The organism is Nonomuraea sp. NPDC047529, from assembly GCF_040642995.1.
Taxonomy (GTDB): domain Bacteria; phylum Actinomycetota; class Actinomycetes; order Streptosporangiales; family Streptosporangiaceae; genus Nonomuraea.
In genome coordinates this window covers 37,016-61,304 of record NZ_JBEYTJ010000019.1, presented here as the reverse complement: position 1 = coordinate 61,304, position 24,289 = coordinate 37,016, and the positions used below count along the sequence as shown (strand labels likewise).

The 24,289-nt window shown below is 72.4% G+C and carries 22 protein-coding genes; 18 read left to right on the top strand and 4 right to left on the bottom strand.

The features are described from left to right. Positions 1 to 37 precede the first annotated feature (37 nt). The 3 genes from ABZ815_RS27785 to ABZ815_RS27775 are packed head-to-tail and all read left to right on the top strand — an operon-like array spanning position 38 to position 2,710. Positions 38 to 1,114 (top strand): alanine racemase, encoded by a 1,077-nt coding sequence (locus ABZ815_RS27785; protein ID WP_357702859.1) that lies wholly within the window; start codon positions 38 to 40, stop codon positions 1,112 to 1,114. Positions 1,115 to 1,123: 9 nt separating this feature from the next. After that, the gene (locus tag ABZ815_RS27780) at positions 1,124 to 1,504 is read left to right on the top strand and encodes a Rid family detoxifying hydrolase (protein ID WP_357702857.1); all 381 of its coding nucleotides are present in this window, start codon (positions 1,124 to 1,126) and stop codon (positions 1,502 to 1,504) included. 9 nt (positions 1,505 to 1,513) lie between these two features. Next, positions 1,514 to 2,710, top strand: a complete 1,197-nt coding sequence (locus ABZ815_RS27775; protein ID WP_357702855.1) for a hypothetical protein — start codon at positions 1,514 to 1,516, stop codon at positions 2,708 to 2,710. A gap of 136 nt (positions 2,711 to 2,846) precedes the next feature. Here the strand turns inward: ABZ815_RS27775 and ABZ815_RS27770 are convergent, their stop codons facing one another. Both ABZ815_RS27770 and ABZ815_RS27765 read right to left on the bottom strand, forming a co-directional pair. Further along, positions 2,847 to 3,386 carry a TetR/AcrR family transcriptional regulator gene (locus ABZ815_RS27770; RefSeq protein ID WP_357702853.1) on the bottom strand — a complete coding sequence of 180 codons (540 nt, stop codon included), beginning with the start codon at positions 3,384 to 3,386 and terminating at the stop codon, positions 2,847 to 2,849. 3 nt (positions 3,387 to 3,389) lie between these two features. Further along, positions 3,390 to 4,004, bottom strand: coding sequence for a LysE family translocator (locus ABZ815_RS27765; protein WP_357702851.1), 615 nt, complete (start codon positions 4,002 to 4,004; stop codon positions 3,390 to 3,392). A 102-nt stretch (positions 4,005 to 4,106) separates the two neighbouring features. Here ABZ815_RS27765 and ABZ815_RS27760 point away from each other — a divergent pair, with 102 nt between their 5' ends. From ABZ815_RS27760 to ABZ815_RS27740, 5 genes are all read left to right on the top strand, one after another. After that, positions 4,107 to 6,845: an AAA family ATPase gene (locus ABZ815_RS27760; RefSeq protein WP_357702849.1), complete on the top strand. Its 2,739-nt coding sequence runs from the start codon at positions 4,107 to 4,109 to the stop codon at positions 6,843 to 6,845. Between the two features lie 322 nt (positions 6,846 to 7,167). Beyond that, complete coding sequence (locus ABZ815_RS27755) at positions 7,168 to 7,947, top strand: hypothetical protein (protein ID WP_357702847.1); 780 nt, start codon at positions 7,168 to 7,170, stop codon at positions 7,945 to 7,947. Between the two features lie 174 nt (positions 7,948 to 8,121). Beyond that, positions 8,122 to 9,414, top strand: a complete 1,293-nt coding sequence (locus ABZ815_RS27750; protein WP_357702845.1) for an ArsB/NhaD family transporter — start codon at positions 8,122 to 8,124, stop codon at positions 9,412 to 9,414. Positions 9,415 to 9,471: 57 nt separating this feature from the next. Beyond that, on the top strand, positions 9,472 to 10,374 hold the full coding sequence (gene sigJ, locus ABZ815_RS27745) for an RNA polymerase sigma factor SigJ (protein WP_357702843.1): 903 nt from the start codon (positions 9,472 to 9,474) through the stop codon (positions 10,372 to 10,374). 7 nt (positions 10,375 to 10,381) lie between these two features. Beyond that, positions 10,382 to 11,383, top strand: a complete 1,002-nt coding sequence (locus ABZ815_RS27740; RefSeq protein WP_357702841.1) for a LacI family DNA-binding transcriptional regulator — start codon at positions 10,382 to 10,384, stop codon at positions 11,381 to 11,383. Here ABZ815_RS27740 and ABZ815_RS27735 read toward each other — a convergent pair. Next, a complete protein-coding gene (locus ABZ815_RS27735) occupies positions 11,380 to 12,801 on the bottom strand; it encodes an MFS transporter (protein ID WP_357702839.1) in 1,422 nt (473 codons plus the stop codon). The two genes, ABZ815_RS27740 and ABZ815_RS27735, sit on opposite strands and share 4 nt — an antisense overlap. Positions 12,802 to 12,897: 96 nt before the next feature. On the opposite strand from ABZ815_RS27735, the gene ABZ815_RS27730 reads away from it, so the two are divergent. Next, positions 12,898 to 13,386, top strand: a complete 489-nt coding sequence (locus ABZ815_RS27730) for a helix-turn-helix domain-containing protein (protein ID WP_357702837.1) — start codon at positions 12,898 to 12,900, stop codon at positions 13,384 to 13,386. 28 nt (positions 13,387 to 13,414) lie between these two features. On the opposite strand, the gene ABZ815_RS27725 is transcribed toward ABZ815_RS27730, so the two are convergent. Next, positions 13,415 to 13,954: a hypothetical protein gene (locus tag ABZ815_RS27725; protein WP_357702835.1), complete on the bottom strand. Its 540-nt coding sequence runs from the start codon at positions 13,952 to 13,954 to the stop codon at positions 13,415 to 13,417. A gap of 110 nt (positions 13,955 to 14,064) precedes the next feature. Between ABZ815_RS27725 and ABZ815_RS27720 the strand changes: the two genes are divergently transcribed. The 9 genes from ABZ815_RS27720 to ABZ815_RS27680 all read left to right on the top strand — a co-directional run bounded on the left by ABZ815_RS27720 (position 14,065) and on the right by ABZ815_RS27680 (position 24,284). Next, positions 14,065 to 15,405, top strand: a complete 1,341-nt coding sequence (locus ABZ815_RS27720; RefSeq protein ID WP_357702833.1) for a lanthionine synthetase LanC family protein — start codon at positions 14,065 to 14,067, stop codon at positions 15,403 to 15,405. A gap of 351 nt (positions 15,406 to 15,756) precedes the next feature. After that, the gene (locus ABZ815_RS27715) at positions 15,757 to 16,275 is read left to right on the top strand and encodes a flavin reductase family protein (RefSeq protein WP_357702831.1); all 519 of its coding nucleotides are present in this window, start codon (positions 15,757 to 15,759) and stop codon (positions 16,273 to 16,275) included. Continuing rightward, complete coding sequence (locus ABZ815_RS27710) at positions 16,272 to 17,183, top strand: glutathione S-transferase C-terminal domain-containing protein (protein WP_357702829.1); 912 nt, start codon at positions 16,272 to 16,274, stop codon at positions 17,181 to 17,183. Before ABZ815_RS27715 ends, ABZ815_RS27710 begins: the two co-directional genes overlap by 4 nt. After that, on the top strand, positions 17,180 to 18,502 hold the full coding sequence (locus tag ABZ815_RS27705) for an NtaA/DmoA family FMN-dependent monooxygenase (protein ID WP_357702827.1): 1,323 nt from the start codon (positions 17,180 to 17,182) through the stop codon (positions 18,500 to 18,502). Before ABZ815_RS27710 ends, ABZ815_RS27705 begins: the two co-directional genes overlap by 4 nt. Continuing rightward, positions 18,499 to 19,668 carry an LLM class flavin-dependent oxidoreductase gene (locus ABZ815_RS27700; protein ID WP_357702825.1) on the top strand — a complete coding sequence of 390 codons (1,170 nt, stop codon included), beginning with the start codon at positions 18,499 to 18,501 and terminating at the stop codon, positions 19,666 to 19,668. Before ABZ815_RS27705 ends, ABZ815_RS27700 begins: the two co-directional genes overlap by 4 nt. Further along, the gene (locus ABZ815_RS27695; RefSeq protein WP_357702823.1) at positions 19,665 to 20,699 is read left to right on the top strand and encodes an LLM class flavin-dependent oxidoreductase; all 1,035 of its coding nucleotides are present in this window, start codon (positions 19,665 to 19,667) and stop codon (positions 20,697 to 20,699) included. Before ABZ815_RS27700 ends, ABZ815_RS27695 begins: the two co-directional genes overlap by 4 nt. Further along, positions 20,696 to 21,784 (top strand): LLM class flavin-dependent oxidoreductase, encoded by a 1,089-nt coding sequence (locus ABZ815_RS27690; RefSeq protein WP_357702821.1) that lies wholly within the window; start codon positions 20,696 to 20,698, stop codon positions 21,782 to 21,784. The genes ABZ815_RS27695 and ABZ815_RS27690 overlap by 4 nt, the downstream gene beginning before the upstream one ends. Continuing rightward, positions 21,781 to 23,382: an ABC transporter substrate-binding protein gene (locus ABZ815_RS27685; RefSeq protein ID WP_357702819.1), complete on the top strand. Its 1,602-nt coding sequence runs from the start codon at positions 21,781 to 21,783 to the stop codon at positions 23,380 to 23,382. The genes ABZ815_RS27690 and ABZ815_RS27685 overlap by 4 nt, the downstream gene beginning before the upstream one ends. Continuing rightward, positions 23,379 to 24,284, top strand: coding sequence for an ABC transporter permease (locus ABZ815_RS27680; RefSeq protein WP_357702817.1), 906 nt, complete (start codon positions 23,379 to 23,381; stop codon positions 24,282 to 24,284). The genes ABZ815_RS27685 and ABZ815_RS27680 overlap by 4 nt, the downstream gene beginning before the upstream one ends. Positions 24,285 to 24,289: the final 5 nt, after the last annotated feature.

Here is a 24,289-nt window from a genome sequence, read left to right as displayed (position 1 = left end):
GCCTGGGATAAGGTCAGACGCGGATAAAGGGGGTGTCGTGCAGGTAATCCTTGGGCAGTCGGTCCTCGACGGCGAGCTCGGCTTTCCGCTGATGATCGTGCACCGCGACGCGCTGGAGCACAACGTGGCCACGATGGCGGCGTTCGCCCGCGACCACGGCATGGAGCTGGCTCCGCACGTCAAGACCCACATGTCGCCGGAGATCTCCGCCATGCAGCTCGAAGCGGGCGCGTGGGGGCTGACGGTCGCGACGACCCGGCAGGCCAGGATCGCCCGCGGCTACGGCGGCGACCGCATCATGGTGGCCAACCAGATCGTCGACTCCGCCGGGCTGACATGGGCCGCCGGAGAGCTCGACCGCGACCCGGCCTTCGAGTTCCTCAGCTTCGTCGACTCCGAGGCCGGGGTGGACATTCTCGCCCGGCACGCCTCGACCCGCCCGTTCCGGGTGCTCGTGGAGCTCGGGCACGAAGGCGGACGAGCCGGCTGCCGCACCCTCGACGAGCTGCTGAAGGTGGCCGCTTACGTGCAGGAGACGCCCGGCGTCGAGCTGGCCGGCGTCGCCGGGTACGAGGGGGCGCTGAAGAGCGCGGAGGAGGTCCGGCGTTACCTGGCAGGGCTTCAGGAGGCCGTCGAGCACGTCCGCGTCCGCAACCCGATCCTGACGATCGGCGGCAGCCAGTGGTTCGACGTGATCGGGCGCGAGCTGGTCACCACGCACGCCCGCATCCTGCTGCGCAGCGGCGCGTACGTCACCCACGACGACGGCTACTACCGCGAGCGCACGCCGTTCAACCGGATCGAGGGCGAGCTGCGACCGGCCCTTGAGGTGTGGGCGCACGTGCTGTCCACGCCCGAGCCGGGCCTCGCGGTCGTGGGCATGGGCAAGCGCGACGCGCCCTACGACGAGGGCCTGCCGGTGCCGCGCCGGAACGGCGTCACGATCGCGAAGATGCAGGACCAGCACACCGTCGTACGGGCCGACGGGCTCAAGCCGGGCGACCTGCTGGCCTTCGGGATCTCACATCCGTGCACCGCGTTCGACAAGTGGCGCGTTCTGCCGTTGGTGGACCGGGACTACCGTGTCGTCGGCACGATACACACCGATTTCTAGGGAGATTTCGTGAAGAAAGAGCTCAAGACCACCGAGGGTGCCGCTCCGGTCGGGGCCTACTCCCAGGGGCTCGTGGTGGGCGACTTCGTCTACACCTCCGGGATGGGCCCGCTCGACCCGCACACCGGCGAGATCGTCGGCGACGACGTCGCCACCCAGACCCACCAGGTCATGAAGAACCTCGGGGCCATCCTCGCCGCCCACGGCCTGGGCTTCGACGACGTCATCAAGTCGACGGTCCACCTCCAGAACGTCAAGGAGGACTTCGCCGCCTACAACGAGGTGTACAAGTCGTACTTCACCCAGCCGTACCCGGTGCGGACGACGGTGGGCTCGCAGCTCATGAACATCCTGGTGGAGATCGACTTCGTCGCGCACAAGAGCGCGTAAGGTCTGCACGTGGACAGTTCGGTATACGTCTTCGCCGAGGACCTGCACGGTGAGGGCGTCGAGCGGGTGCTCGACAGGGTCAGCGCGTACGGCGTGGGCGGGGTCACGGTCGGCGCCGTCCACCACGCCGCGCGCGACGTCACCCCGCACGGACTGTCCAGGCTGACCGTCAGGCACGACGGCGCCCACTTCACCCCGCCGGCCGGGCTGTTCGACGGGCTCCGGCTCGCTCCCGTGCCCGGCCACGTCCACGCCCTCGACGGGCTGCGCGAGGCGTGCGCCGGACGCGGCCTGAAGCTCCACGGCTGGACGGTCTTCCTGCGCAACGCCACACTCGGCAACGAGCACCCCGACGTGACCGTCCGCGACTGCTTCGGCGACCGCGGCTCGCTGATCGACCTGTGCCCGGCCCATCCCGACGTGCGCGAGTACTCCGTCGCGCTGGCCAGGGCGGTGGCCAGGCTGGGCGTCGACAGCGTGGTCGCCGAGGCGCTGCACTTCACGCCGGTCGAGCCGCAGCGCTCCTTCGTGCAGCTCGGGCCCATGGACACGTACCTGTTCGGGCTCTGCTTCTGCGACTACTGCATGCGCCGGGCCACCGACCTGGGCGTGAACGCCGAGGTGGCGCGTGAGGAGTGCGCGCGGATCGTGGGCGGCGTCTTCGACGGCGACCCGGCCGCGCAGGGCGAGGTGACCAGGGCGGCGCTCACCGCCTACGCCGGGCCCGAGGTGGTGGCGTACGCGCGGGCGCGCTCCGAGACCGTCACCACGCTCGTCTCCGAGGTGTCGTCGGCGGTCGCCGAAGAGGGCTCCAGGCTGGTCTTCGTCGACTCGACCGGCGCGGTGAAGGGCTACCGGGACGGCCTGCCGACCCCGGGCCTGGCCGCCCACGACGCCTGGCAGCTCGGCGTGGACCTGGTGGCGCTGGGCGACCTGGTGCCCGCCTTCGGCGTGCTGGCGTACGCGCGGGACGCGGCGCGGGTGGCCGACGACGTGGGCGCGTACCTGCGGTCGGTGGGCAAGGACCGCGAGGTGCGGGCGGTGCTGCGGCCCGGCTACCCAGACAGCGACTCGACCGACCGCCTGGTGTCCAAGGCCAGGGGGGCGAAGGCGGCGGGCGCGCTGGCGGTCGACTTCTACGCCTACGGCCTGGTGCCGCACCCGGTGCTCGACCGCATCCCGGCCGCCCTCGCCGCTGCCGGCTGACCCCGCCCTTTCACAAACCCGTTCCAACCCCGCACAACCTCGCCCGAGCCCCTCTCAAACCCGCTCGAACCGCCCGGACCCAGCTCAGCCCCGACGTGCCCGCTCCGGCGGGTTCGCTCAGTTCCGGCGTGCCCGCTCAGAAGGCGTCGAGCAGGGCTGAGACGGCCTTCTTCGCGAAGCCGTCAGGCAGGGGCATCCCGCGGAGGACCGTGCGCATCCACACGGCCCCCGCCAGCAGATCCATGATCAGCAACGGATCGGCCGACCCGCTCAGCTCACCCCGCCGCACCGCCCGCTCGAACACCACACGCTCCCGCGCGAACCGGTCGGCGAAGAACCGGCGGGCGTCGAGCTCGGGATGGCGCACGGCGGCGGCCAGCGCCGCGACCGCGATGTCGCTGCCGGGCGGCTCGGTGAGCAGCCGCTCGACCTGCTCGACCAGCGCCACCAGGTCACTCCGGAACGACCCGGTGTCCGGCGGCTCGAACGCCAGCACGTCGGACTCGACCAGCGCGGCCCCGAGCAGCGCCGCCTTCGACGGCCACCACCGGTAGATCGTCGTCTTGTTGACCCCGGACCGCTCGGCGACCCCCTCGACCGTCAGCCCGTCATAGCCCTTCTCCGCGACCATCCACAGCGTCGCGTCGAAGATCTCCTGCTGCTTCCTCGGCGCCATAGGTCATTTTCTCCCGGCGAACGCCATGGCCACGCCGAGCCCCAGGTAGACGACGCCGCTGACGTACCGCATCACCTTGGCGGCCCTGGTCAGGTGGGCGCCGAGGGTGCCGGCGGTGAGGGCGTACACGATGTCGGAGGCGAACCCCAGGAGCAGCAGCGTCAGGCCGAACACGACGATCTGCAGCGCCGGCGAGCCGGCGCCGGGGTTCACGAACTGCGGGAGGAACGCCACGAAGAACAGCGCCACCTTGGGGTTGAGCACGTTGACCAGGACCCCTTCGAGGAACACCTTGGACAGCGGCTGCACGGGCGGCGTCCCGGCCTGCGCGTCCTTGCCGGTGAAGGCGCGCACGCCCAGGTAGACGAGGTAGCCCACGCCCGCCCACTTGACGACCGCGAACAGCGTCGCCGACCGCGAGATGACGTAGGAGAGCCCGGCGGCGGCCGCGGCGATGTGCACCAGCGTGCCGGTCTCGACGCCGAGCGCGCTGGCCAGCCCGGCCGCCCTGCCCTGGGCCAGGCCCCTGGCGGCGATGTACAGGTGGTTGGGCCCGGGGACGATCACCAGGGTGAGCGAGGCCATCACGAAGAGCGCGAAAGTCGTCAAGGAGATCACGAAAGAGCAGCGTAGAGTGACTTTGGTATGACGATGAGGGCCAATTCCGCGGCGGTCGGGCGGACCAATGAAATGTCGCAGGAGCGTGGCACACTTGCTGGCGTGAACGGTCTTCTCGTCGGGCGCTCGGCCGAGCTGTCCAAGCTCGTGCGTGTGCTGGAGTCCGCGGCCGGCGGCACGGCCGGGGTCGCGCTCATCGGCGGCGACGCGGGGATCGGCAAGACGCGTCTGGCCGGTGAGCTGGTGGCCGAGGCGCGCGAGCGCGGCTTCCACGTCATGATCGGCCAGTGCGCCGAGCTGGGCGACGCGCTGCCCTACCTGCCGCTGGCCGACGCGCTGCGCGGGGCCGAGCCCGGCGTGCGCGAGGCGGTCGCCGCCCATCCCATGCTGGGCCAGCTCCTTCCGGGCCAGGAGAGCGGGGCGCCCTCGGCCGGGCTCACCCAGCAGCGGCTGTTCGGCTCGCTGCTCGGGCTGCTGGCCGACGTCCAGCCGGTGCTGTTCGTGATCGAAGACCTCCACTGGGCCGACCGCTCCACCCGCGACCTGCTGGTCTTCCTCAGCCGCATGCTCCAGAGCGAGCGCGTCTGCGTGGCCGGCACCTACCGCACCGACGACCTCCACCGCCGCCATCCGCTACGCGGGGTGCTGGCCGAGCTGAAGCGGCTGCCGTCGGTGACGAACGTGGAGCTGGGGCCGCTGGGGTCCGGCGAGATGTCGGACTATGTCACGACCTTGGGAGAGGTGGGGGCGCAGGAGCTCGGGGTCATCGTCTCGCGCGCCGACGGCAACCCGTTCTATGCCGAAGAGCTGTTCGCGGCCATGTCCGAGGGCGACAGCCTGCCCGACGGGCTGGCCAGCCTGCTGCTGTCGCGGGTCGAGGTGCTGTCCGAGGCCGGGCAGCGGGTGCTGCGCGCCGCCGCGGTGGCCGGCCGCCGGGTGGAGGACGAGCTGCTGCGCGAGGTCTCGGGGCTGCCGCTGGCCGAGTTCGAGGAGGCGGTCAGGGAGATCGTCTCGCGCGGCCTGCTCAAGGTGCAGGGCCACGGCTACACCTTCCGTCACGCCCTGCTGCAGGAGGCGGTCTACACCGATCTGCTGCCCGGCGAGCGCACGAGGCTCCACGCCGACTTCACCCGTCTGCTCACCTCGCCCGCCGAGCTGGCCCACCACCACCTCGCCAGCCACGACCTGGCCGGTGCGCTCGCCGCCTCGGCGCAGGCGGGCCGGGACGCCGAGCGGCTGGGTGCGCCCGCCGAGGCCCACAACCACTATGACCAGGCGCTCGCCCTGTGGGACCGCGTCGAAGGCGCCGACGAGCTGGCCGGGGAGAGCCGGGTCGCGCTGGCCTTCCGCAGCGCCGTCGCGGCGGCCGACAGCGGCGACAACCACCGGGCGGTCCACCGGTTGCGGGCGCTGCCGTCGTCCTCCGAGGTCGACGAGCGGCTGGCCTACTACCTCTTCGAGACCAACGACCCGCCCGGCGCCATCGCCGCCGCCGAGCGCGCGGTCGAGGAGGCCGGAGACCAGCCGAGCCTCGCCCGCGCCCTCGCCACCCAGGCCCGCACGCTGCTGTGGACCGCGCGCCACCACGAGGTCGAGCCGCTGACCGCGCGCGCCCTGGAGACGGCCCGCGCGTGCGGCGCCGTCGACGCCGAGGTGGGCGCGCTGCTCACGCTGGCCAGCTACGTCGAGCAGCGGGGTGATGTGGCGCGGGCCCATTCGCTGGTCGAGAGCGCCTCCGCCCGGGAGACGGGCGACCTGGCGATGGACCTGCGGGCCCGCTTCCACCACGCCCGCATCCACTACGAGCAGGGCCTGCTCGCCCAGGCCGCCGAGGTGGCCGACAACGGCATCGAGCTGGCCGTCAGCACCGGCCTCAACTGGAGCACCTACGGCACCGACCTGCGCTTCCTGCGCCTGCTCATCCACTACGTCGCCGGCGAGTGGGACGCCGCGGAGGCGGTGGCCGCCGGGTTCGGCGCGCGGGTGGGCACGCTGTCGGAGGCCATCCTGTCGTCGTTCGCCCTGTTCATCGAGGTGGGGCGAGGGTTGCCGGTGGTCGAGGAGCGGCTGGGGTGGCTGCGTCCGTTCTGGCGTGATCCGCTGGCGACGTACATGTCGCGGGGCATGGCCGCCGAGCACGCCCTGTGGAACGGCGACCCGGCCGCCGCGCTCGACCACGTCCACGCGGCCATGGCCACGCTCGACGAGGGCGAGTCCGGCGCGCTGCGGCTGGCCGCCGTCGGCCTGTGGGCGATGGCCGAGCTGGGCACCACGGAGGGGGCCGACGACCTGCTGGCCCGCGCCCGGTTCGCCGCCACCAAGGGGCCGACCGGCGAAGGTGGCCACCTCGGTCCCGAGGGCCAGGCCTGGACGCTGCGGGTGGAGGCCGACTGGCACCGCCTCCACGGGCGGCTCGACGTCGAGCTGTGGCGCGAGGTGGTCGCGGCCTTCGACTTCGGCTTCGTCTACGAGGTGGCCAGGGCGCGCTGGCGGCTGGCCGAGGCGCTGCTGGCGGCCGGCGAGCGGGAGGCGGCGCAGGCGGAGTGGGCCCTGGCCAAGGAGGCGGCCGGCAGCCTGCGGGCCGCGCCGCTGGAGGCCGCGCTGCTGGAGTTCGGCAGGCGGGCCCGGTTCGGCGGCGGGCAGCCCGAGGGTGGCCTGACCGCGCGCGAGGTCGAGGTGTTGCGGCTGGTCGCCGAGGGGCTGACCAACCGGGAGATCGCCGGGCGGCTGTTCATCGCGCAGAAGACGGTGAGCGTGCACGTCTCCAACATCCTGAGCAAGCTCGACGTCTCCACCCGTACCCAGGCGGCCGCCGCCGCCCGGACGCACGGGCTCGTGTGATCGCGGCGCTGAACGAGGCCGCGCGGTGGTCGGGCGTGGTGGTCGAGTTCTCCGGCAGGGGGGCCGATGGGCTACGGCACCTGGGCCGGGCCGAGCAGGCCCGTTGGCGGGACAGGCAGGGGTGAGTCCGTACATCTGGGACGCCACGTGCGGCCATTTGGGACGACGTTTGCGTCTCGCCTCGTAGCGTCCGAGATCGGGACCTCTCACCGGAGAGCGATGGCGGGCCCGGCCGGCGGCTCGCGTCGACCTGTCCTGTCGTGACAGGTCGGCCCATCCCGTTGTGATGCGCCGACCCGTCCTGCCTCGAAAAGGAGCAGTCATGCCCACTCTCGCCACGTCACTGCCCGCTCTGGCCGCCGCCGGGTTGACCGTCCTGGCTCCGGTCGCCGTCCCGGGGGCCGCGCACGCCGCGGCCGCGATCTCGTGCACCGTGTCCGGCAAGGCCCAGTACCTGCCGGGGGCGGGCCGGCTCTCGCAGACGGAACGTTCCGACAGGGGCGCGTGGAACTGCGTGGACCGCAGCGGCTCCGGGGTCACGGCGGCCCAGCTCCACGCCACCTTCAACGGCGTGCACTCCAACTGCGACGGGAGCAGGGCGTTCACCTCAAGAGGGCGCCCGTCCGGCGGCGGCAACGCGTTCGACCAGGTGTTCGGCACCCGCGACTACGAGCGGCGCAACCTCGCCAACCGCATCATCTACGACCGCGAGGGCCACAACCTGGCCGACCGCATCATCCACGACCGCGACGAGCGCGAGATGGCCGACCGCATCGTCTACGACCGCGAGCGCTGGGGGGCCTCCGACGGGGTCGTCCGCGACCGCGCCGCCTCCGCCGGGAGCACCGCGCCCGGGGGCATCGGCACGGTCACCATCGACTGGACCATCAGGGGCACCAAGCAGACCAGCAGGGTCAGCGCGCGCATCGTCGACGTCGTGCACGACACGGCCAAGGTGTCCGGGACGATCCAGTCCGGGCCGTTCAGGGGCAAGACGTTCACGGGCCGGTTCGGCAGCCATCTGCTCGGCGGTTCGTGCGTCTCGGGCGCGTCCGGCAGCGTGCTGAACGCGGACTTCAGGGGCGAGTTCGAGGTCGCCTGACCGCCACTCCACAGGGCGCGACCGGCGCCTGGCCCCCGTACGGGCGGCCAGTCCGCCGGTCCCGCCTGATCGCGTCTGTTTGGTAAGTTGTCGTGAGGTGTGCCGGGAAGTCTGGTCGGCGATTCTGCCGTCGATCGTGGAGTTCTCCTTGAAGGCTTTCCCAGGTGGTCCGCCGTGACCGTCACCGCGTGGCTGGCGGTCGCCGTCTTCCTCGTCTCGTACACGCTGATCGCCACCGAGAAGGTGCACCGGGTCGCCGCGGCGCTCGGCGGCGCGGGGATCATGCTGGTGCTGCACGCCACCGACGGCGGCGCGGCCTTCTTCGACGAGCACACCGGCATCGACTGGAACGTCATCTTCCTGCTGCTCGGCATGATGATCATCGTCGGCGTGCTGAAACAGACGGGCGTCTTCGAATTCCTGGCCATCTGGGCCGCCAAACGGGCCAGGGGACGCCCGTTCCGGCTCATGGTGCTGCTGATCCTGATCACGGCGGGCGCGTCGGCGCTGCTGGACAACGTGACCACCGTGCTGCTGATCGCGCCGGTGACGTTCCTGGTATGCGAGCGGCTGGCGCTGCCGGTGGCGCCGTTCCTCATCGCCGAGGCGATGGCCTCCAACATCGGCGGCACCGCCACCCTGGTCGGCGACCCGCCCAACATCATCATCGCCAGCCGCGGCGGGCTGACCTTCAACGACTTCCTCGTGCACCTGACCCCGCTGATCGTGGTGCTGATCGTCGTCTTCATCGGGTTGTGCCGGGTGATGTTCCGCCGGTCGTTCACCTACGATCCCGAGCTGGCGGCCGAGATCATGGCGCTCGACGAGCGCGAGGCCATCGCCGACCGCAGGCTGCTGTGGCAGTCGCTGACCGTGCTCGCGCTGGTGATGGCGGCGTTCGTGCTGCATCCCGTGCTGCACTACGAGCCGTCGGTGGTGGCGCTGCTCGGCGCCGGCGTGCTGGTGGCCCTCACCAAGGTGACCACCGAGGAGGCGATCGCCGAGGTCGAGTGGCCCACGCTGGTGTTCTTCGCGGGCCTGTTCGTCATGGTCGGGGCGCTGGTGGAGACCGGGGTCATCGACCGGGTCTCCCAGGCCGCCGCGCGGGCCACGCACGGTGAGCTCGGGCTGACCGCGATGGTGCTGCTGTGGGCCTCGGCGGGCCTGTCCGCCATCGTGGACAACATCCCGTACGTGGCCACCATGAGCCCGATCGTGGCCGACCTCGTCCAGGCCAACGGCGGCAACGGACCGGCGCAGGTGTTGTGGTGGGCCCTGGCGCTCGGCGCCGACCTGGGCGGCAACGCCACCGCCGTGGGCGCGGCGGCGAACGTGGTCATCCTCGGCATCGCGGCCCGCAACGGCACCCCGATCAGCTTCTGGCAGTTCACGAAGTACGGCCTGGTCGTCACGGTGACGACGGTCGCGCTCGCCACGCCGTACCTGTGGCTGCGCTACCTGGTGTGACGCGGCTCATGTCACACCAGGGGGCCGCGAACGCTCTCAGAGGACATGATGCCTGGAATGACGGACGTTTTCGCCGGCCACAGGGAGCTGCTGTTCTCCATCGTCTACAACATGCTCGGCAGCGTCTCCGACACCGAGGACGTGCTCCAGGAGACCTGGCTGTCGTGGTCGTCGAGAGATCCGGACGAGATCGGGAACCCGCGCGCCTACCTGGTGCGCATCGCCGTGAACCAGGCGCTCGCCCACCAGTCGGCGCTGCGCCGCCGCCGCGAGACCTACGTCGGGCCGTGGCTGCCCGAGCCGCTGGTCACCGCGGCTGACAGAGCCGCCGACAGGGCGGCCGACGGGGCGGCCGACGGGGCGGAGGAGGTGGTGCGGGGCGAGTCGGTGTCGCTGGCGCTGCTGGTGGTGCTGGAGACACTGACCCCGCTGGAGCGGGCCGTGTTCATCCTGCACGAGGTGTTCGCCTTCCAGCACACCGAGATCGCCGGCATGCTCGGCCGCAGCCCCGCCGCCGTACGGCAGGTCGCGCACCGGGCCCGCGAGCACGTCCAGGCCAGACGGCCGCGCAACCGGGTGGACGCGCACGTCCAGCAGGAGGTGACCGAACGGTTCGTGGCCGCGGCGTTCGGCGGCGACCTCGACGCGCTGATGGAGCTGCTGGCGCCGGAGGTGACGTTGTGGGCCGACGGCGGCGGCAAGTCGGTGGTGGGCGGCCCGCGTCCGGTCCGGGGCCGGGACAAGGTGGCCCGGCTGCTCGTCGCGCGCACCGCCCAGCCGATGGAAGGGTTGGACATCCAGTACAGAGAGACCAACGGGGACCCCTCGGCGGTGGTGTTCGTGGAGAACGCGCCGTTCGCCGTCATGGTCGTGGACCTGACCCCCGACGGGTCGCAGGTGCGCGACATCTACACGGTCGCCAACCCCGACAAGCTCTCCAGGGTGCGGAAGGAGCCATGATCTAGGCGTGAGACCTACAGCCCGCCAGGTGGCCGAACTGGCGAACGTGTCCGTGGCGACCGTCTCCTACGTGCTCAGCGGCCGGGACCGTCCCGTCGGCGCGGAGACCAGGAAACGGGTGCTCGACGCCGCCAAACAGCTCGGCTACACCCCCAACCAGGCCGCCCGCAGCCTGCGCCGGCGCAGCACGCAGCGGGTCTGCCTGGTGCTCGGCTCGCTCGGCGGGGTGCCCGCCGACGAGCGGCTGGCCGCCGACCTGCACGACATGGCCGACGCCCGCGGCTACTCGGTGGTCACGCTGGCCGTCTACTCGCCGGCCCGCGCCCGTTCCGCGGTCGACGTGCTGCTCGGCGGCATCGCCGACGGCGCGCTGTTCAACGTCACCGGCGACCATCTCACCGGCGACCTGCTGGCCGAGCTGGCCGCCGCCGGGCTGCCCATGGTGGCGCTGCGCAACGAGGAGGTGCCCGAGGGCTGCGACGTCGTGCGCACCCCCGAGACGGAGGCGTGCGCCGAGGCGGTCGAGCACCTGGTGGCCGGGGGACGGCGGCGGATCGCGTTCATGGGCCAGCGTTACGAGCTCTACCGCGACCGGCCGGTCGGCCGCCTGCTGGGCTACACCAAGGCCCTCGACCGGCACGGCGTCACCGACCGGATCATCACCTCCGGCGCGGACGACCGGGTCTCGGCCTACCAGACCGCCGCCGAGCTGCTGCGCTCGCCCGACCGTCCCGACGCGGTCTTCGCCGCCTCCGACCGGGCCGCGATCAGCGTCATCTGGGCCGCCCGGGACGCGGGGCTGCGCGTCCCCGAGGATCTGGCGGTGGTCGGCGTCGGCAACATCGACGAGGGGCTCATCAGCAACCCGCAGCTCAGCACCGTCGGCCCGCTCAGGCACGACTACACCGACGTCGTACGCCTGCTCTTCGACCGGCTCCAGGCCGAGGAGCCGCCACCCGGCCGGGAGATCGTCCGGCCGTGGCGGTTCCTGCGCAGGGGATCGTCCTAACCGACGGTCTCGGGCACCGGGCTCTCGACGGGCGCGGCGGCGGCGCGGGCCCGCAGGCCGAACGCGGTCACCAGCACGGCCACCACCGCGGCGGCCACCGGGACGACCAGCGCGATCCGGAGCGAGTCCAGGGTCGGCGCGGTGCCCCCGCCGAGCGCGGCCACGTTCACGGCGGTCACCGCCGACAGGCCGAGCGCGGTGCCGAACTGCATCGCCGTGTAGAGCAGGCCGCCGGCCAGGCCCTGCCGGTCCTCGTCCACGCCCTCGGTCGCGGCCATGGTCAGCGGGCCGTACGTCAGCGAGAAGGCCAGGCCGAGCAGGAGCATGGTGGGCAGCATGGCGGCGTACGTCCAGTCCGGGCCGACCGGCAGGAACAGCGCGTACGCCAGCGCCGACAGCACGATGCCGCCGAACAGCACCCGGGCGTTGCCGAACCTGTTCACCAGGCGCGGCGTGAGCGTGGGGGCCAGGACCGTGTCGATGCCGATCACCAGCATGGCCAGGCCGGTCTGCAGGGTGCTCCAGCCGCGCACCTCCTGGAGGTAGAGCGTGGCCAGGAACTGGAACCCGGCGAACGAGGCCAGGAACAGCAGTGCGCCCAGGTTGGCCCGGACCAGCGGCCCCGAGCGCAGGATGTCCAGCCGGACCAGCGGGTTGGCCGAGCGGCGTTCGATCAGCACGAACAGGGCGAGCAGCAGCAGCCCGGCGGCGAACGTCGCGAGCGTGACGCCGGAGCCGTCGGCGGGCGCCTCCAGGCGGACCACGCCGTACACGAGCAGCAGCATCGAGCCGGTGATGGTCAGCGCCCCGGCCAGGTCGAACGAGCCCCGCGCCCGTTCGCCGGAGTCCTTGACCAGCGGGACGGCGGCCAGCAGGATCACCGCCGACAGCACCACGGGGGCGAAGAACACCCAGCGCCAGCCGATCGAGGCCAGCAGGCCGCCGGCGACCAGGCCGAGCGAGAAGCCGCCGGCCGCGGTCCCGGCGTAGACGCCGAGGGCCTTGGTGCGCTGCGGGCCCTCGGGGAAGGTGCCGGTGACCAGCGCCAGCCCGGCGGGCGCCATGAACGCGGCGGCGACCCCCGTGACGAACCGGGCGAGCAGCAACATCCACCCCTCGGTCGCCAGGCCGCCCAGGCCGGAGAAGAGCAGGAACACCGTCATCCAGGTCAGGAACATGCGGCGGTGCCCGAGCAGGTCGGCGGCCCGTCCGCCCAGCAGCATGAACCCGCCGTAGCCCAGCACGTACGCGCTGACCACGCCGCTCAGCGTGCCGGTGGACAGGCCGAGGTCGGCGCGGATCGACGGCAGCGCCACGTTCAGCATGGCCACGTCGATGCCTTCCAGAAAGACGGCCCCCGCCAGGACGAACAGCGCGCTCCACGCGCGTGCGCCCATGCGCTCGTTCGAGGGAGACATGGGAGACATGGGAGACATGGGAGACATGATGCATTCCTTCCACAAGAGTCGGTTCCTTCTTGTAACCAGCAGCATTTTTGGTGACTATTGGGACTCATGGAAGACGGAACTTCGATGTCACCCGGTCACTGCGGGGATACCGACTACGACGTGCTGCAATGGGACCAGCGGGAGGACTGCGAGGTCAGGCAGATCCTCGACCGGATCGCCGACAAGTGGTCGCTCCAGGTGATCGCGCTGCTCGACCGGCGCAGCCTGCGCTTCACCGAGCTGCGCCGCATGATCGACGGCGTGAGCCAGCGCATGCTGACCAGGACCCTTCGTCACCTGGAACGCGACGGCCTGGTGAGCCGTACGGTCCATGCGACCGTGCCGCCCCGCGTGGACTACGCGCTGACGCCCCTGGGCGGCACGTTGCACGCCACCATCCGCGCCCTGGTCACCTGGACCGAGGAGCATCAGGGCGAGATCGCCGCCGCCCGCGCCGCCTACGACGTGCGCGTGGCGGGCGAGCAGGAGGCGGCGGCGGAGGAGGCGGCCGAACGCGACGCCGTCGCGCGCGGCGTGCTCGCGGGCATGCGCTGACGGCCGTGGCGGTCGGCAGCCGTCAGCGTCAGTGGCCGGGTGAGTGCCGGGGAGCGTGCTTGGGCGCGTGTCCCGGCGCCGCCGGGGTGGTGGTGGCGGCCGGGCCGGCGGGGGGCTGGGACGCGTTCTGCTTCACCGGCACGATCACCCGCACGGCCCCCGCGTCGCGGAAGACGAAGGTCATGGGCACGGAGGGTCCGCGTACGCCGGTGACCGTGCCGAGGGGCTGCTCGTTGGCGCCCACGGGCTGGTCGGGCCGGATGTCGGTGGCGGCGCCGGAGAGCTGCACCGAGCCGCCGCCGTCGACGGTGATCTGCTGGAGCTGGTCGGGCTTGTGGCCGTCGTTGATCAGCACGGCGTAGAGGGTCTGCTCGGAGGCGGGCGAGACGGGCGAGGCCGCCTGGCCGGAGGCGGCCCGGAGGTGGGCGTTGCGCACGTGCAGGACGCCCTTGGCGTCGGCGTTCGCGCCGTCGTTCTGCGGCAGGTGCTGCCCCGTGTCGTATCCGGTGTTCGTGCAGCCCGTGGCGAGCAGGGCCAGGAGCGCGGCACAGCTGATGGGACGCTTCACGACGCCCTCCCCGTTCGGTACACACCGTCATCGTTCCGTTACCCGTCATGATGGTGGCGAACCCTTGGCGAAACACCAATTTTCCTACCGGAAGTGTGGGAGAATGGAGCATGGGATTGGACCGGACCCGCTCGCCGAGTGAGCGCGCCGAGACTCCGCTGACCGCCGCGATCATGGCGGGCCGCTGGATCCGCACCGCCGCCGTGGACGACGGCCGAGGCCGTCACTGGCGTGCCAACCCCGACCCCCGTGGCAGGTCGGCCGCCGCCGGCGACTCCGCCTCCCTGTACGCGGGCGCGGCCGGCATCGTGCTGTTCTTCCTGGAACTGGCCGCCGCGACCGGCCACGAGGCGTACCTGGACGACGCCCGCAGGGGCGCCCGCTATCTGGCCGCCACCTGGCGCGAACGCGCCGACCTGTCCCTCTACCACGGCCTGACCGGCACCCTCGTCGCGCTCATCGAGGCCGGCTGGGCCTTCGGCGACGGCGTCTTCGAGGAGGAGGCCGTCGCGGTGGCCGACGCGATCGTCCGGGCCGCGCGCCCGCTCGACGGCGGGCCCGGCTGGACGCGGGAGCCCGCACAGCGCGGCGACGGCGGGATCGTGCTGGGGCTGCTCCAGGCGTCGGCGGCGCTCGGCGTGCCGGGCTACGCGGAGACGGCCGTGGCGGCGGGCGAGCGCATCGCCGGGCTCGCCGTGCCCGGCCACCGCTTCGGCGACTGCGCCGACCTGCCCCTCGACGCCGTCACCCCGGGCTTCCTGTCCGGCACGGCGGGCACCGCCTTCCTGCTGGCCAGGCTCTTCGGCGTCACGGGGGAGCGGCGCTTCCTGGAGGCGGCCGCCCGTGGCGCGGGCTTCGTGCGCGAGGTGAGCGCGGTGGCGGGCAGGTGCGCGGTCGTCCCCCACCACGTGCCGCAGGGGCGTGAGCTGCACTACCTGGGGTTCTGCTCGGGCTCGGCGGGCGTGGCCCGGATGTTCTACGAGCTGTACCGGGTGACCGGCGACCCCGGTCACCTCGACTGGGTCGAACGGCTCGCGCACGGCGTCGTCGAGAGCGGCGCCCCCCACCGGCAGACCGACGGCTTCTGGAACGTGGCCTGCCAGTGTTGCGGCGCGGCCGGGCTGCTCGAATTGTTCGTCGGCCTGTGGGCGGCGACCGGCGACGAGGCCCGCCTTGAGCACGCCCGGGTGCTCGCCGAGCACCTCATCGGACGCGGCGACAACCACGACGGCCAGGGGTTCCGCTGGTACCAGGCGTACCGGCGGCTGCGTCCGGGCGAGGTGAGCGCGGACACCGGGTACATGGTCGGCGCGGCCGGCATCGGGGCCGCCCTGCTGCACCTCGACGCGGCCCTGCAGTCCCGGCAGGCGCGCCGGGTCATCCTGCTGCCGGACAACCCCTTCCCGGCGATCCCGGTGCCGTCCGCCAAACTTCGCGATTCATCCCAATAGGTATTCCCTTTAAAACCAGTAGGGAATATTGACTTCCGGCTTGCGGCGGCCTAGCGTCGTGGGCATGAGCCAGGGCACTCTCCTGACCAGGCGCCCGCACGTGGACTTCGGCCACGTCGCCAGCGCCCAGTGTCGTTGATCACGGACCAGCAGCCGCCCGCCTTCCCTCGAGCGCTCCAGCGTGGCCGACGCCGTCCACGCCTCCGCTGACGAATCCCCCCTCTCCGTGCCCCCTTCCCGGCGCTCCCGGCCCCGCCGCCGGGAGCGGCGTGAGCACGCCCTCTCTCCCGTGAGGAGCCTTTCCGTGATCGCATTCCGACCTGTCCGCCCGTCCCGAGCGAGGGCCGGCGCATGACCGACACGCTGCCCGACCAGCAGGCCGTCGGCGCGGACGTGTTCCGCCAGGCGCTCGCCGTGCACGCCAGCGGAGTGGTGGTGATCACCGCGCAGAGCGACGGCATCCCCGTCGGGCTCACGGCCACCTCGTTCTCCTCGGTCAGCCTCGATCCGCCGCTCGTCTCCTTCTACGTCGACCAGTCCTCGACCACCTGGCCGTGGCTGCGCGGAGCCGACCACTTCGCGGTCAACATCCTGGCCAGCGACCAGGCCGAGCTGGCGGCGCGGTTCGCGCGCAAGGGGGTGGACCGGTTCGCCGCGCCCACGCGATGGCGGGCCGGGCCGCTGGGCGCGCCGCTGCTCCAGGACGTCTCCGCGCACCTGATCTGCCTGCCGTACGAGACCGTCGAGGTCGGCGACCACGTGCTGGTCGTCGGCCTGGTGGCCGAGGCGGCCACGCACAACGCCGGCCGTCCGCTCCTCTACCACCAGGGCCGGTTCGGCCGCTTCCTACCCCACCAGGAGAACCTGTGACCGCCACCACCGGCACGCCGGTCTACGCCGGCCCGCTCGACCGCACCGCCTACGGCCAGTACGGCCCCGGCCGCCTGCACCTGTCGTCCGGCTGGGACCGCCCGATCTACCCCTTCCAGGACCGCGTCACCGCCGACGGGACCAGCGGCTACCGCGCCGAGCCCGGCCGCTATCACCTCTATGTCGCCTGGACCTGCCCCTACGCCCAGCGCGCCGTGATCGTCCGCAAGCTCAAGCGTCTGGAGGACGTCGTCACGCTGTCGTACGTGGACGACGAGCGCGACGGCCGCGGCTGGGCCTTCAGGGAGCGCAGGGGCCCGGACCCGGTCAACGGCTTCACCCTGCTGGAGCAGGCGTACGACGCCACCGAGAAGGGCTACCCGGGCCACATCTCGGTGCCCGTGCTCTGGGACAGGGCGCGGCGCAGGATCGTCAGCAACAACTTCCCCGACATCACGATCGACCTGGCCACCCAGTTCGAGAAGTGGGCCGACACCTCGGTCGACCTCTACCCCGAGCACCTGCGCGCCGAGATCGACAAGCTGAACGGGTGGATCTACCACGACGTCAACACCGGCGTCACCCGCGTGGCCCCCGCCGGCACCGAGGCCGCCCGCGAGGAGGAGCGCCACCGCGTCGTCTCGGCCCTGGAACGCCTGGACGAACGCCTGGCCGAGCAGCGCTTCCTGACCGGTGACACGATCACCGAGGCGGACGTGCGGCTGTGGGTGACGCTGGCCAGGTTCGACGCGCTGCACAACCGCGACCACCTCGTCAGCGAGCGCGAGCTGCCCGACTTCGAGCACCTGTGGGGCTACGCCCGCGACCTCTACCAGCGCCCGGCGTTCGGCGAGACCATCGAGGGCCTGCCCGACGCCTGGAACACGCCGCACGGGCGGGGCCGGTGACGCGCAAGAGGCAGGTGCACCTCGCCGCGCACTTCCCCGGCGTGAACAACACCACCGTGTGGGCCGATCCCCGGTCGGGGAGCCAGATCGACTTCGCCTCGTTCGTCCACCTCGCCAGGACGGCCGAGCGCGGCACGTTCGACTTCTTCTTCCTGGCCGAGGGGCTGCGGCTGCGCGAGCTCAAGGGCCGCGTCCACGATCTGGACGTCGTGGGCAGGCCCGAGGCGCTGACCGTCCTCAGCGCCCTGGCCGCGGTGACCGGACGGCTCGGGCTCGCGGGCACCGTCAACGCCACCTTCAACGAGCCGTACGAGCTGGCCAGGCGGCTGTCCACGCTCGACCACCTGAGCGAGGGCCGGGCCGCCTGGAACGTGGTGACCACCTCCGACGCCTTCACCGGCGAGAACTTCCGCCGCGGCGGCTTCCTCGACCGCGCCGACCGGTACGAGCGGGCCGCGGAGTTCGTCCGGCTGTCGCGCGAGCTGTGGGACTCCTGGCAGCCGGACGCCGTGCTCGCCGACGCGGACACGGGCCGCTTCCTGAGGGAGGGCGCGATCGGCACGGTCAGCCATCGGGGCAGGCACTTCACCGTCGAGGGCCGGTTCACGCTGCCGCGCGCCCCGCAGGGACACCCGGTGATCATCCAGGCCGGCGACTCGGACGACGGCCGCGAGTTCGCCGCCGCCCACGCCGACGTGATCTTCACCCCGCACGGCAGGCTGGAGGACGGCAGGCGCTTCTACGCCGACGTCAAGGGCCGCCTGGCCAGGTACGGCCGCGAACCCCACCAGCTCAAGATCATGCCCGGCGTGACGTTCGCGCTGGGCGACACCGAGGAGGAGGCCACCGAGAACGCGGCCCTGATCCGGCGGCAGCAGGTCGGGCCGCAGACCGCGATCGCGTTCCTGGAGCAGGTGTGGGGGCGGGACATGTCGGCCTTCGATCCCGATGGACCGTTCCCCGACGTCGAGCCGGACCTGTCCGAAGGCGTCTCCCAGGGACGGGTGCCGATCAAGGACCGTGCCGAGGTGGCGGCCAAATGGCGGGCGCTGGCCGGGGAGAAGGGGCTGAGCATCCGCGAGCTGGTGATCGAGGTGACCGGACGGCAGACGTTCGTCGGCACCCCGCAGAGCGTGGCCCGGCAGATCGACGAGCACGTGCAGGCCGAGGCGGCCGACGGCTTCATCCTCGTCCCGCACCTGACCCCCGGCGGGCTGGACGAGTTCGTGGACCGCGTGGTGCCGGTGCTGCGGGAACGCGGCGTCTTCCGCACCGAGTACACCGGGACCACCCTGCGCGAACACCTGGAGCTGTTATGACACTGCACCTGGCCGTGGCGCTGGACGGCGCGGGCTGGCACCCCGCCGCCTGGCGCGAGACCCCCGGCGAGCGGCTCTTCTCGGCCGGCCACTGGGCGGGGCTGGTCGCCGAGGCCGAACGCGGGCTGCTCGACTTCGTCACCGTCGAGGACGCCCTCGGACCGCAGTCCACCCTGCCCGACGGCCCCGACGACCGCACCGACCAGGTGCGCGGCCGGTTCGACGCGGTGCTGCTGGCGGCCCGGCTGGCGCCGCTCACCACCCGGATCGGCCTGGTGCCGACGGCCACCACCACGCACACCGAGCCGTTCCACGTGGCCATCGGCATCGCCACGCTCGACCACGTCAGCGGCGGCCGGGCGGGCTGGCGGCCGCAGATCTCGGCGCGGGCGAGCGAGGCCGCCCACTTCGGCCGCCGCCGGTTCCCCCCGATCGACCAGGTGCTGAACCGGCCCGGCGGCGTGGACCTGTCGGCCGACCCGCACGTGCGCGCCCTGTTCGCCGAGGCCGCCGACGCGGTGGAGGTGGCCCGGCGGCTCTGGGACAGCTGGGAGGACGACGCCGAGATCAGGGACGTGGCCACCGGCCGGTTCATCGACCGGGACAAACTCCACTACATCGACTTCGAGGGCGGGTTCTTCTCCGTGAAGGGGCCGTCCATCACGCCCAGGTCGCCGCAGGGGCAGCCGGTGGTGGCCGCGCTGGCCCACGCGCGGCTGCCGTACGAGTTCGCCGCGGCGAGCGCGGACGTCGTCTTCGTCACGCCGCGCTCGGCCGAGCACGCGCGGGACATCGTCGAGGAGGTCCGGGGCCTGTCCGGCACGATCAAGATCTTCGCCGACCTGGTCGTCTTCCTGGGCCCGGACGCGGCCCGGCGCAAGGCGCGGCTCGACGAGCTGGACGGCGCCGAACTGGCCTCCGACGCGGCGATCTTCACCGGGAGCGTGGCGGAGCTGGCCGGCCTGCTGCTGGAGTGGCGGCGGGCCGGGATCGAGGGGTTCCGGCTGCGGCCGGGGGCGGTGCCGTACGACCTGGAGCGGATCAGCCGGGAGCTGACGGCCGAGCTGCGCGGGCGCGGGGCCTTCAGGAGCAGGTACGAAGCCGGGACGTTACGCGGGCTCCTCGGCCTGCCGCGCCCGGCGAGCAGGTACGCGGAGGTGTCATGAAATTTCTCGGCATCACATTGATCGTCCACAACGACGGCAGATCACCGACGGAACGTTTCCGCGAGGTCGTCGAGAACGCCGTGCTCTTCGAGGAACTCGGCTTCGACGGCTACGGCGTGGGCGAGCGGCACGAACGGCCCTTCATCTCCTCCTCGCCCCCGGTCGTGCTCAGCCACATCGCGGCCCGGACGTCCAGGATCAGGCTGTTCACCGCGGTCACCACGCTGAGCCTGCTCGACCCGGTCCGCGCCTACGAGGACTACGCCACGCTCGACCACCTGTCCGGCGGCCGGCTCGAACTGATCGTCGGCAAGGGTAACGGCGCGGCGCAGGCCAAGCTCTTCCACGTCACCACCGAGGACCAGTGGGAGCGCAACCGCGAGTCGTACGAGCTGTTCCGCCGGCTCTGGCGGGAGGACAGGGTGACCTGGGAGGGCAGGTTCCGCCCCTCGCTGACCGACGCCGAGACCTGGCCGCGTCCGCTGCAGAAGCCGATCAGGGTCTGGCACGGCAGCGCGACCAGCAAGGAGTCGGTCGACCTGGCCGCCCGCTACGGCGACCCGCTGTTCTCGGCCAACGTCACCAACCCCATCGAGCCCTACGCCGAGCTGATCGACCACTACCGCGAGCGCTGGGCGCACTACGGCCACGACCCGGCCGACGCGCTGGTCGGGGCGGGCACCGCGGGCTACTACGCGGCCCGCACCTCGCAGGAGGCCGTCGCCGTCTACCGGCCGATCTACGAAGCCCGCCTGGAGACGTTCCGGCGGGTCGGCGTGGAGCCGGTCTTCCCCACCCTGGAGGACGCCATCGAGCGCAGCTCGATCCTGGTCGGCAGCCCGCAGCAGATCATCGACAAGGTGCTGCGCTACCACAAGCGGTTCGGGCACGAGGTCATGCATCTGCAGGCCGACGCCGACGGCCTCACGCCGGGGCAGCACCGGGAGACGCTGGAGCTGTTCCAGGCCGAGATCGCGCCGGCGCTGCGCAAGGAGATCCCCAGCCGTCCGTTCCCGGGGAGCGCGTCATGAGCCTGTCCATCCTCGACCTGGCCCCCATCAGCTCGGGCGGCACCGCGGGCGAGGCGCTGCGCAACACGATCGACCTCGCCCGCCGCGCGGAGGAACTCGGCTACGTCCGTTACTGGCTGGCCGAGCACCACTTCGCCCGGGGCGTGGCCGGCTCGGCCCCCGCCGTGCTGATCGGCCTGGTGGCGGCGGCCACCGCGACGATCAGGGTCGGCTCGGGCGCCGTGCAGCTCGGTCACCAGACGCCGGTGTCGGTGGTCGAGCAGTTCGGGGTCATCGACGCGCTGCATCCGGGACGGCTCGATCTGGGGATCGGGCGGTCAGGGCAGCGCAGGGCCGAGCCGGCCCCCGCGCGGCCGCCCGGCCAGGAGGCCAGGGTGGTGGACGGGCTGCTCATCCCGCCGCCCTTCGACTGGTCGCGGCTGGCCAAGGTGCCCCGCCTGGCCTTCCAGGCGAGCCTGCTCCAGCAGCCCGGAGCCGTGACGCCTGACTTCGCCGACCAGATCGACGAGGTGCTGGCGCTGCTCAAGGGGACCCACGAGGCGCACGTCGTGCCGGGCGAGGGAGCCGACCTGCGGGTGTGGATCCTCGGCAGCAGCGGCGGGCAGAGCGCCCAGGTCGCGGGGGAGCGCGGGTTGCCGTTCGCGGCGAACTACCACGTCAGCCCGTCCAGCGTGCTGGAGGCCGTGGAGGCGTACCGGGAGGCGTTCAAGCCGTCGGACGAGCTGGCCGAGCCGTACGTGATCGTGTCGGCCGACGCGGTGGTGGCCGAGGACGAGGCCAGAGCGCGCGAGCTGGCCTCGCCGTACGGGCTGTGGGTGCGCAGCATCAGGACCGGGGAGGGGGCGATGCCGTACCCGACGCCGGCGGAGGCGGCCCGGCACGTCTGGACCGACGCCGACCGCGCGCTGGTCAAGGACCGGATCGACACGCAGTTCGTCGGCACGCCGGAGACGGTGGCCGAGCGGCTGCGGGTGCTGCGCCGGGTCACCGGGGCCGACGAGCTGCTGGTCACCACCATCACCCACGACCACACCGACCGCGTGCGCTCCTACGAGCTGCTCGCCGAAGCCTGGGAACGCCCGTGAAGCGCCTGCCCGCCGTCCTGCTGGCACTCGCGCTGGCCGCGTGCGGCGCCCAGCGACCCGCCGAGCAGGCCCCCGGAACCTCCCTGACCTGGGCGATCGAGACGCAGCCGATCACCCTCAACCCCCAGCAGTGGGCCCAGAACAAGGTCCGGCTGCTGGTGTTCAACCAGTTCGACGCGCTGCTCTCGCGGGCCGAGGACGGCACCTTCCACCCCTGGCTGGCCACCTCGTGGAAGGCGTCGGACGACGGCCTCACCTACACCCTCGACCTGCGGCAGGACGTGACCTTCCACGACGGCACGCGCTTCGACGCCGCCGCGGTGAAGGCCAACCTCGACCAGTTCCGCGTGCCCGGCTACAACCCGGCCGTCTCGGCGATCCAGTTACGCGCCTTCGACCAGGCCGAGGTGGTCTCGCCGTACACGGTCAGGATCACGCTCAAGGAGCCCGACGGGCTGTTCCTCGACTTCCTCGCCTCCCCGTACGCCGGGCAGGTCTCGCCGGCCTCGCTCAAGCACGCCAAGGACCTCAAGTTCGGCGGCACGGACCTGGTCGGAACCGGGCCGTTCATCCTCGACCGGTACGTGCCCGGCCAGGAGATCCGCTACCGCCGCAACCCCGCCTACAAGTGGCCGCCCGCCGGGGCCGCGCACCAGGGCCCCGCCTACCTCTCCGAGCTCACCTACCGGTTCCTGCCGGAGGCGGCGGTCCGGGTGGGCGCGCTCACCTCGGGGCAGGTGCAGGTCATCGAGGGCGTCCCGGCCACCGACGTCGAACTGATCAAGAAGGACCCCGACCTGGCCCTGCGCACGTCGCTCAACTCCGGCACCTCCTTCTCCTACTACTTCAACACCAACCGTGCCCCCTTCGACGACCAGCGCGTGCGCGAGGCCTTCCGCGAGGCCGTGGACGTGGACGCCGTCCTGCGGTCGGTCTACCAGGGCACCGCCACCAGGGCGTGGAGCGTCGTCGGCGAACGCAGCCCGTTCTACGACGCGACCCTGGAGAACGCCTACGGCGGCGACCCGGCCAGGGCGAACGCGCTGCTCGACGCGGCGGGCTGGCGGCAGCGCGACGCCGAGGGCTTCCGGGTCAAGGACGGCAGGCGGCTCACCGTGCGCACGGTCGCCTCGGCGCCGTTCGTCCGCGACCGCCGCGACATCCTCGCCCAGGCCGTTCAGGCCCAGGTCAAGCAGAGCGCGGGCATCGACTTCCAGGTCAAGATCGTCGATCAGGGCAGCGCGCAGAAGGCCGTGGAGGAGAACGAGTACGAGATCTTCGAGAACTCGCGCGGCGACCCCGACGTCGGCGCGGCGCTCAACCTCATCCTGCCGGGCCAGGGCGCGATCAACCGGACCCACTTCACCGACGAGCGCGTGGACAAGTGGCTCGCGCAGGCGTCGGCCAGCTCCGACCAGGCCAGGCGCAAGGAGCTCTACGCCAAGGTCCAGCAGGCGGTGGTGCGGGAGAAGGCGATCGTGTTCCCGCTCTACGTGCCCGCCGACCAGCTCGCCGCGCGCAGGAGCGTGCAGGGGCTCGGCTTCGATCCCGCGTCCGGCACGCCGGCCGGCGCCTACGACGTGCGGATCGGGACGTGATCCGACGACTCGGGACCGGGCTCGCCGTCCTGTGGGCGGCGGCCACGGCCTCCTACCTCGCGCTGCTGCTCGCCCCCGGCGACACCGTGGACATCCTGATCGGCGACGGGGCCGACACGCCGGAGATCCGGGCGCGGATCGTCCAGGAATGGGGGCTCGACCGGCCGGAGGTCGTCCAGTACCTGTCCTATCTGTGGCGGTTGCTGCACGGCGACCTCGGGCGCTCGTACCGGCTCCAGCTCGGCGTCGGTGAGGTGCTGGCCACGCAGATCCTGCCGACCGCGCAGCTCACGCTCGCGGCGGCCGGGGTCGGCGTCGCGCTCGCCGGGGTGATCGCGATCGTCACCGCCGGGCGCGGGCGGCTGCCGCGCGGCGCGGCCTCGCTGGCCGAGCTGGTGTCGGTGTCGGTGCCGCCGTTCCTGATCGGGATCGTGCTGCTGTCGGTGTTCTCGTTCACGCTCGGCTGGTTCCCGGTGTCGGGGGCGGCGGGGCCGCTCGCGCTCGTGCTGCCCGCGCTCTCGCTGGGGCTGCCGATCGCGGGCGTGCTCGGCCAGGTGCTGCGCGGCGGGCTGGAACGGGCCCTGGAACAGCCGTTCGCGGTCACCGCCAGGGCGCGCGGGCTGACCGAGCGGGCGCTGGTGGCCAGGCACGCGCTCAGGCACGCGCTGATCCCCGCCGTGACGCTGGCCGGCTGGTTCACCGGCACGCTGCTCGGCGGGACAGTGATCACCGAGGTGCTGTTCGGGCGTCCCGGGCTCGGGCGGGTGGCCATGGAGGCCGTCACGGGGCAGGACATGCCGGTGGTGATGGCCGTCGTGCTGCTGTCGGCGATCGCGTACGTGACCATCAGCACCCTGCTCGACCTGGCCTACCGCGTCATCGACCCGCGGATGAGGGGCTGAGCGGC

What these genes read in the sequence shown, in the direction of transcription:
- ABZ815_RS27715 (WP_357702831.1), top strand. Translation starts at nt 15,757, where the DNA reads ATGACCGACACGCTGCCCGACCAGCAGGCCGTCGGCGCGGACGTGTTC.
- ABZ815_RS27735 (WP_357702839.1), bottom strand. Translation starts at nt 12,801, where the DNA reads ATGTCTCCCTCGAACGAGCGCATGGGCGCACGCGCGTGGAGCGCGCTG.
- ABZ815_RS27690 (WP_357702821.1), top strand. Translation starts at nt 20,696, where the DNA reads ATGAGCCTGTCCATCCTCGACCTGGCCCCCATCAGCTCGGGCGGCACC.
- ABZ815_RS27695 (WP_357702823.1), top strand. Translation starts at nt 19,665, where the DNA reads ATGAAATTTCTCGGCATCACATTGATCGTCCACAACGACGGCAGATCA.
- ABZ815_RS27730 (WP_357702837.1), top strand. Translation starts at nt 12,898, where the DNA reads ATGGAAGACGGAACTTCGATGTCACCCGGTCACTGCGGGGATACCGAC.
- ABZ815_RS27720 (WP_357702833.1), top strand. Translation starts at nt 14,065, where the DNA reads ATGGGATTGGACCGGACCCGCTCGCCGAGTGAGCGCGCCGAGACTCCG.
- sigJ (WP_357702843.1), top strand. Translation starts at nt 9,472, where the DNA reads ATGACGGACGTTTTCGCCGGCCACAGGGAGCTGCTGTTCTCCATCGTC.
- ABZ815_RS27770 (WP_357702853.1), bottom strand. Translation starts at nt 3,386, where the DNA reads ATGGCGCCGAGGAAGCAGCAGGAGATCTTCGACGCGACGCTGTGGATG.
- ABZ815_RS27700 (WP_357702825.1), top strand. Translation starts at nt 18,499, where the DNA reads ATGACACTGCACCTGGCCGTGGCGCTGGACGGCGCGGGCTGGCACCCC.
- ABZ815_RS27755 (WP_357702847.1), top strand. Translation starts at nt 7,168, where the DNA reads ATGCCCACTCTCGCCACGTCACTGCCCGCTCTGGCCGCCGCCGGGTTG.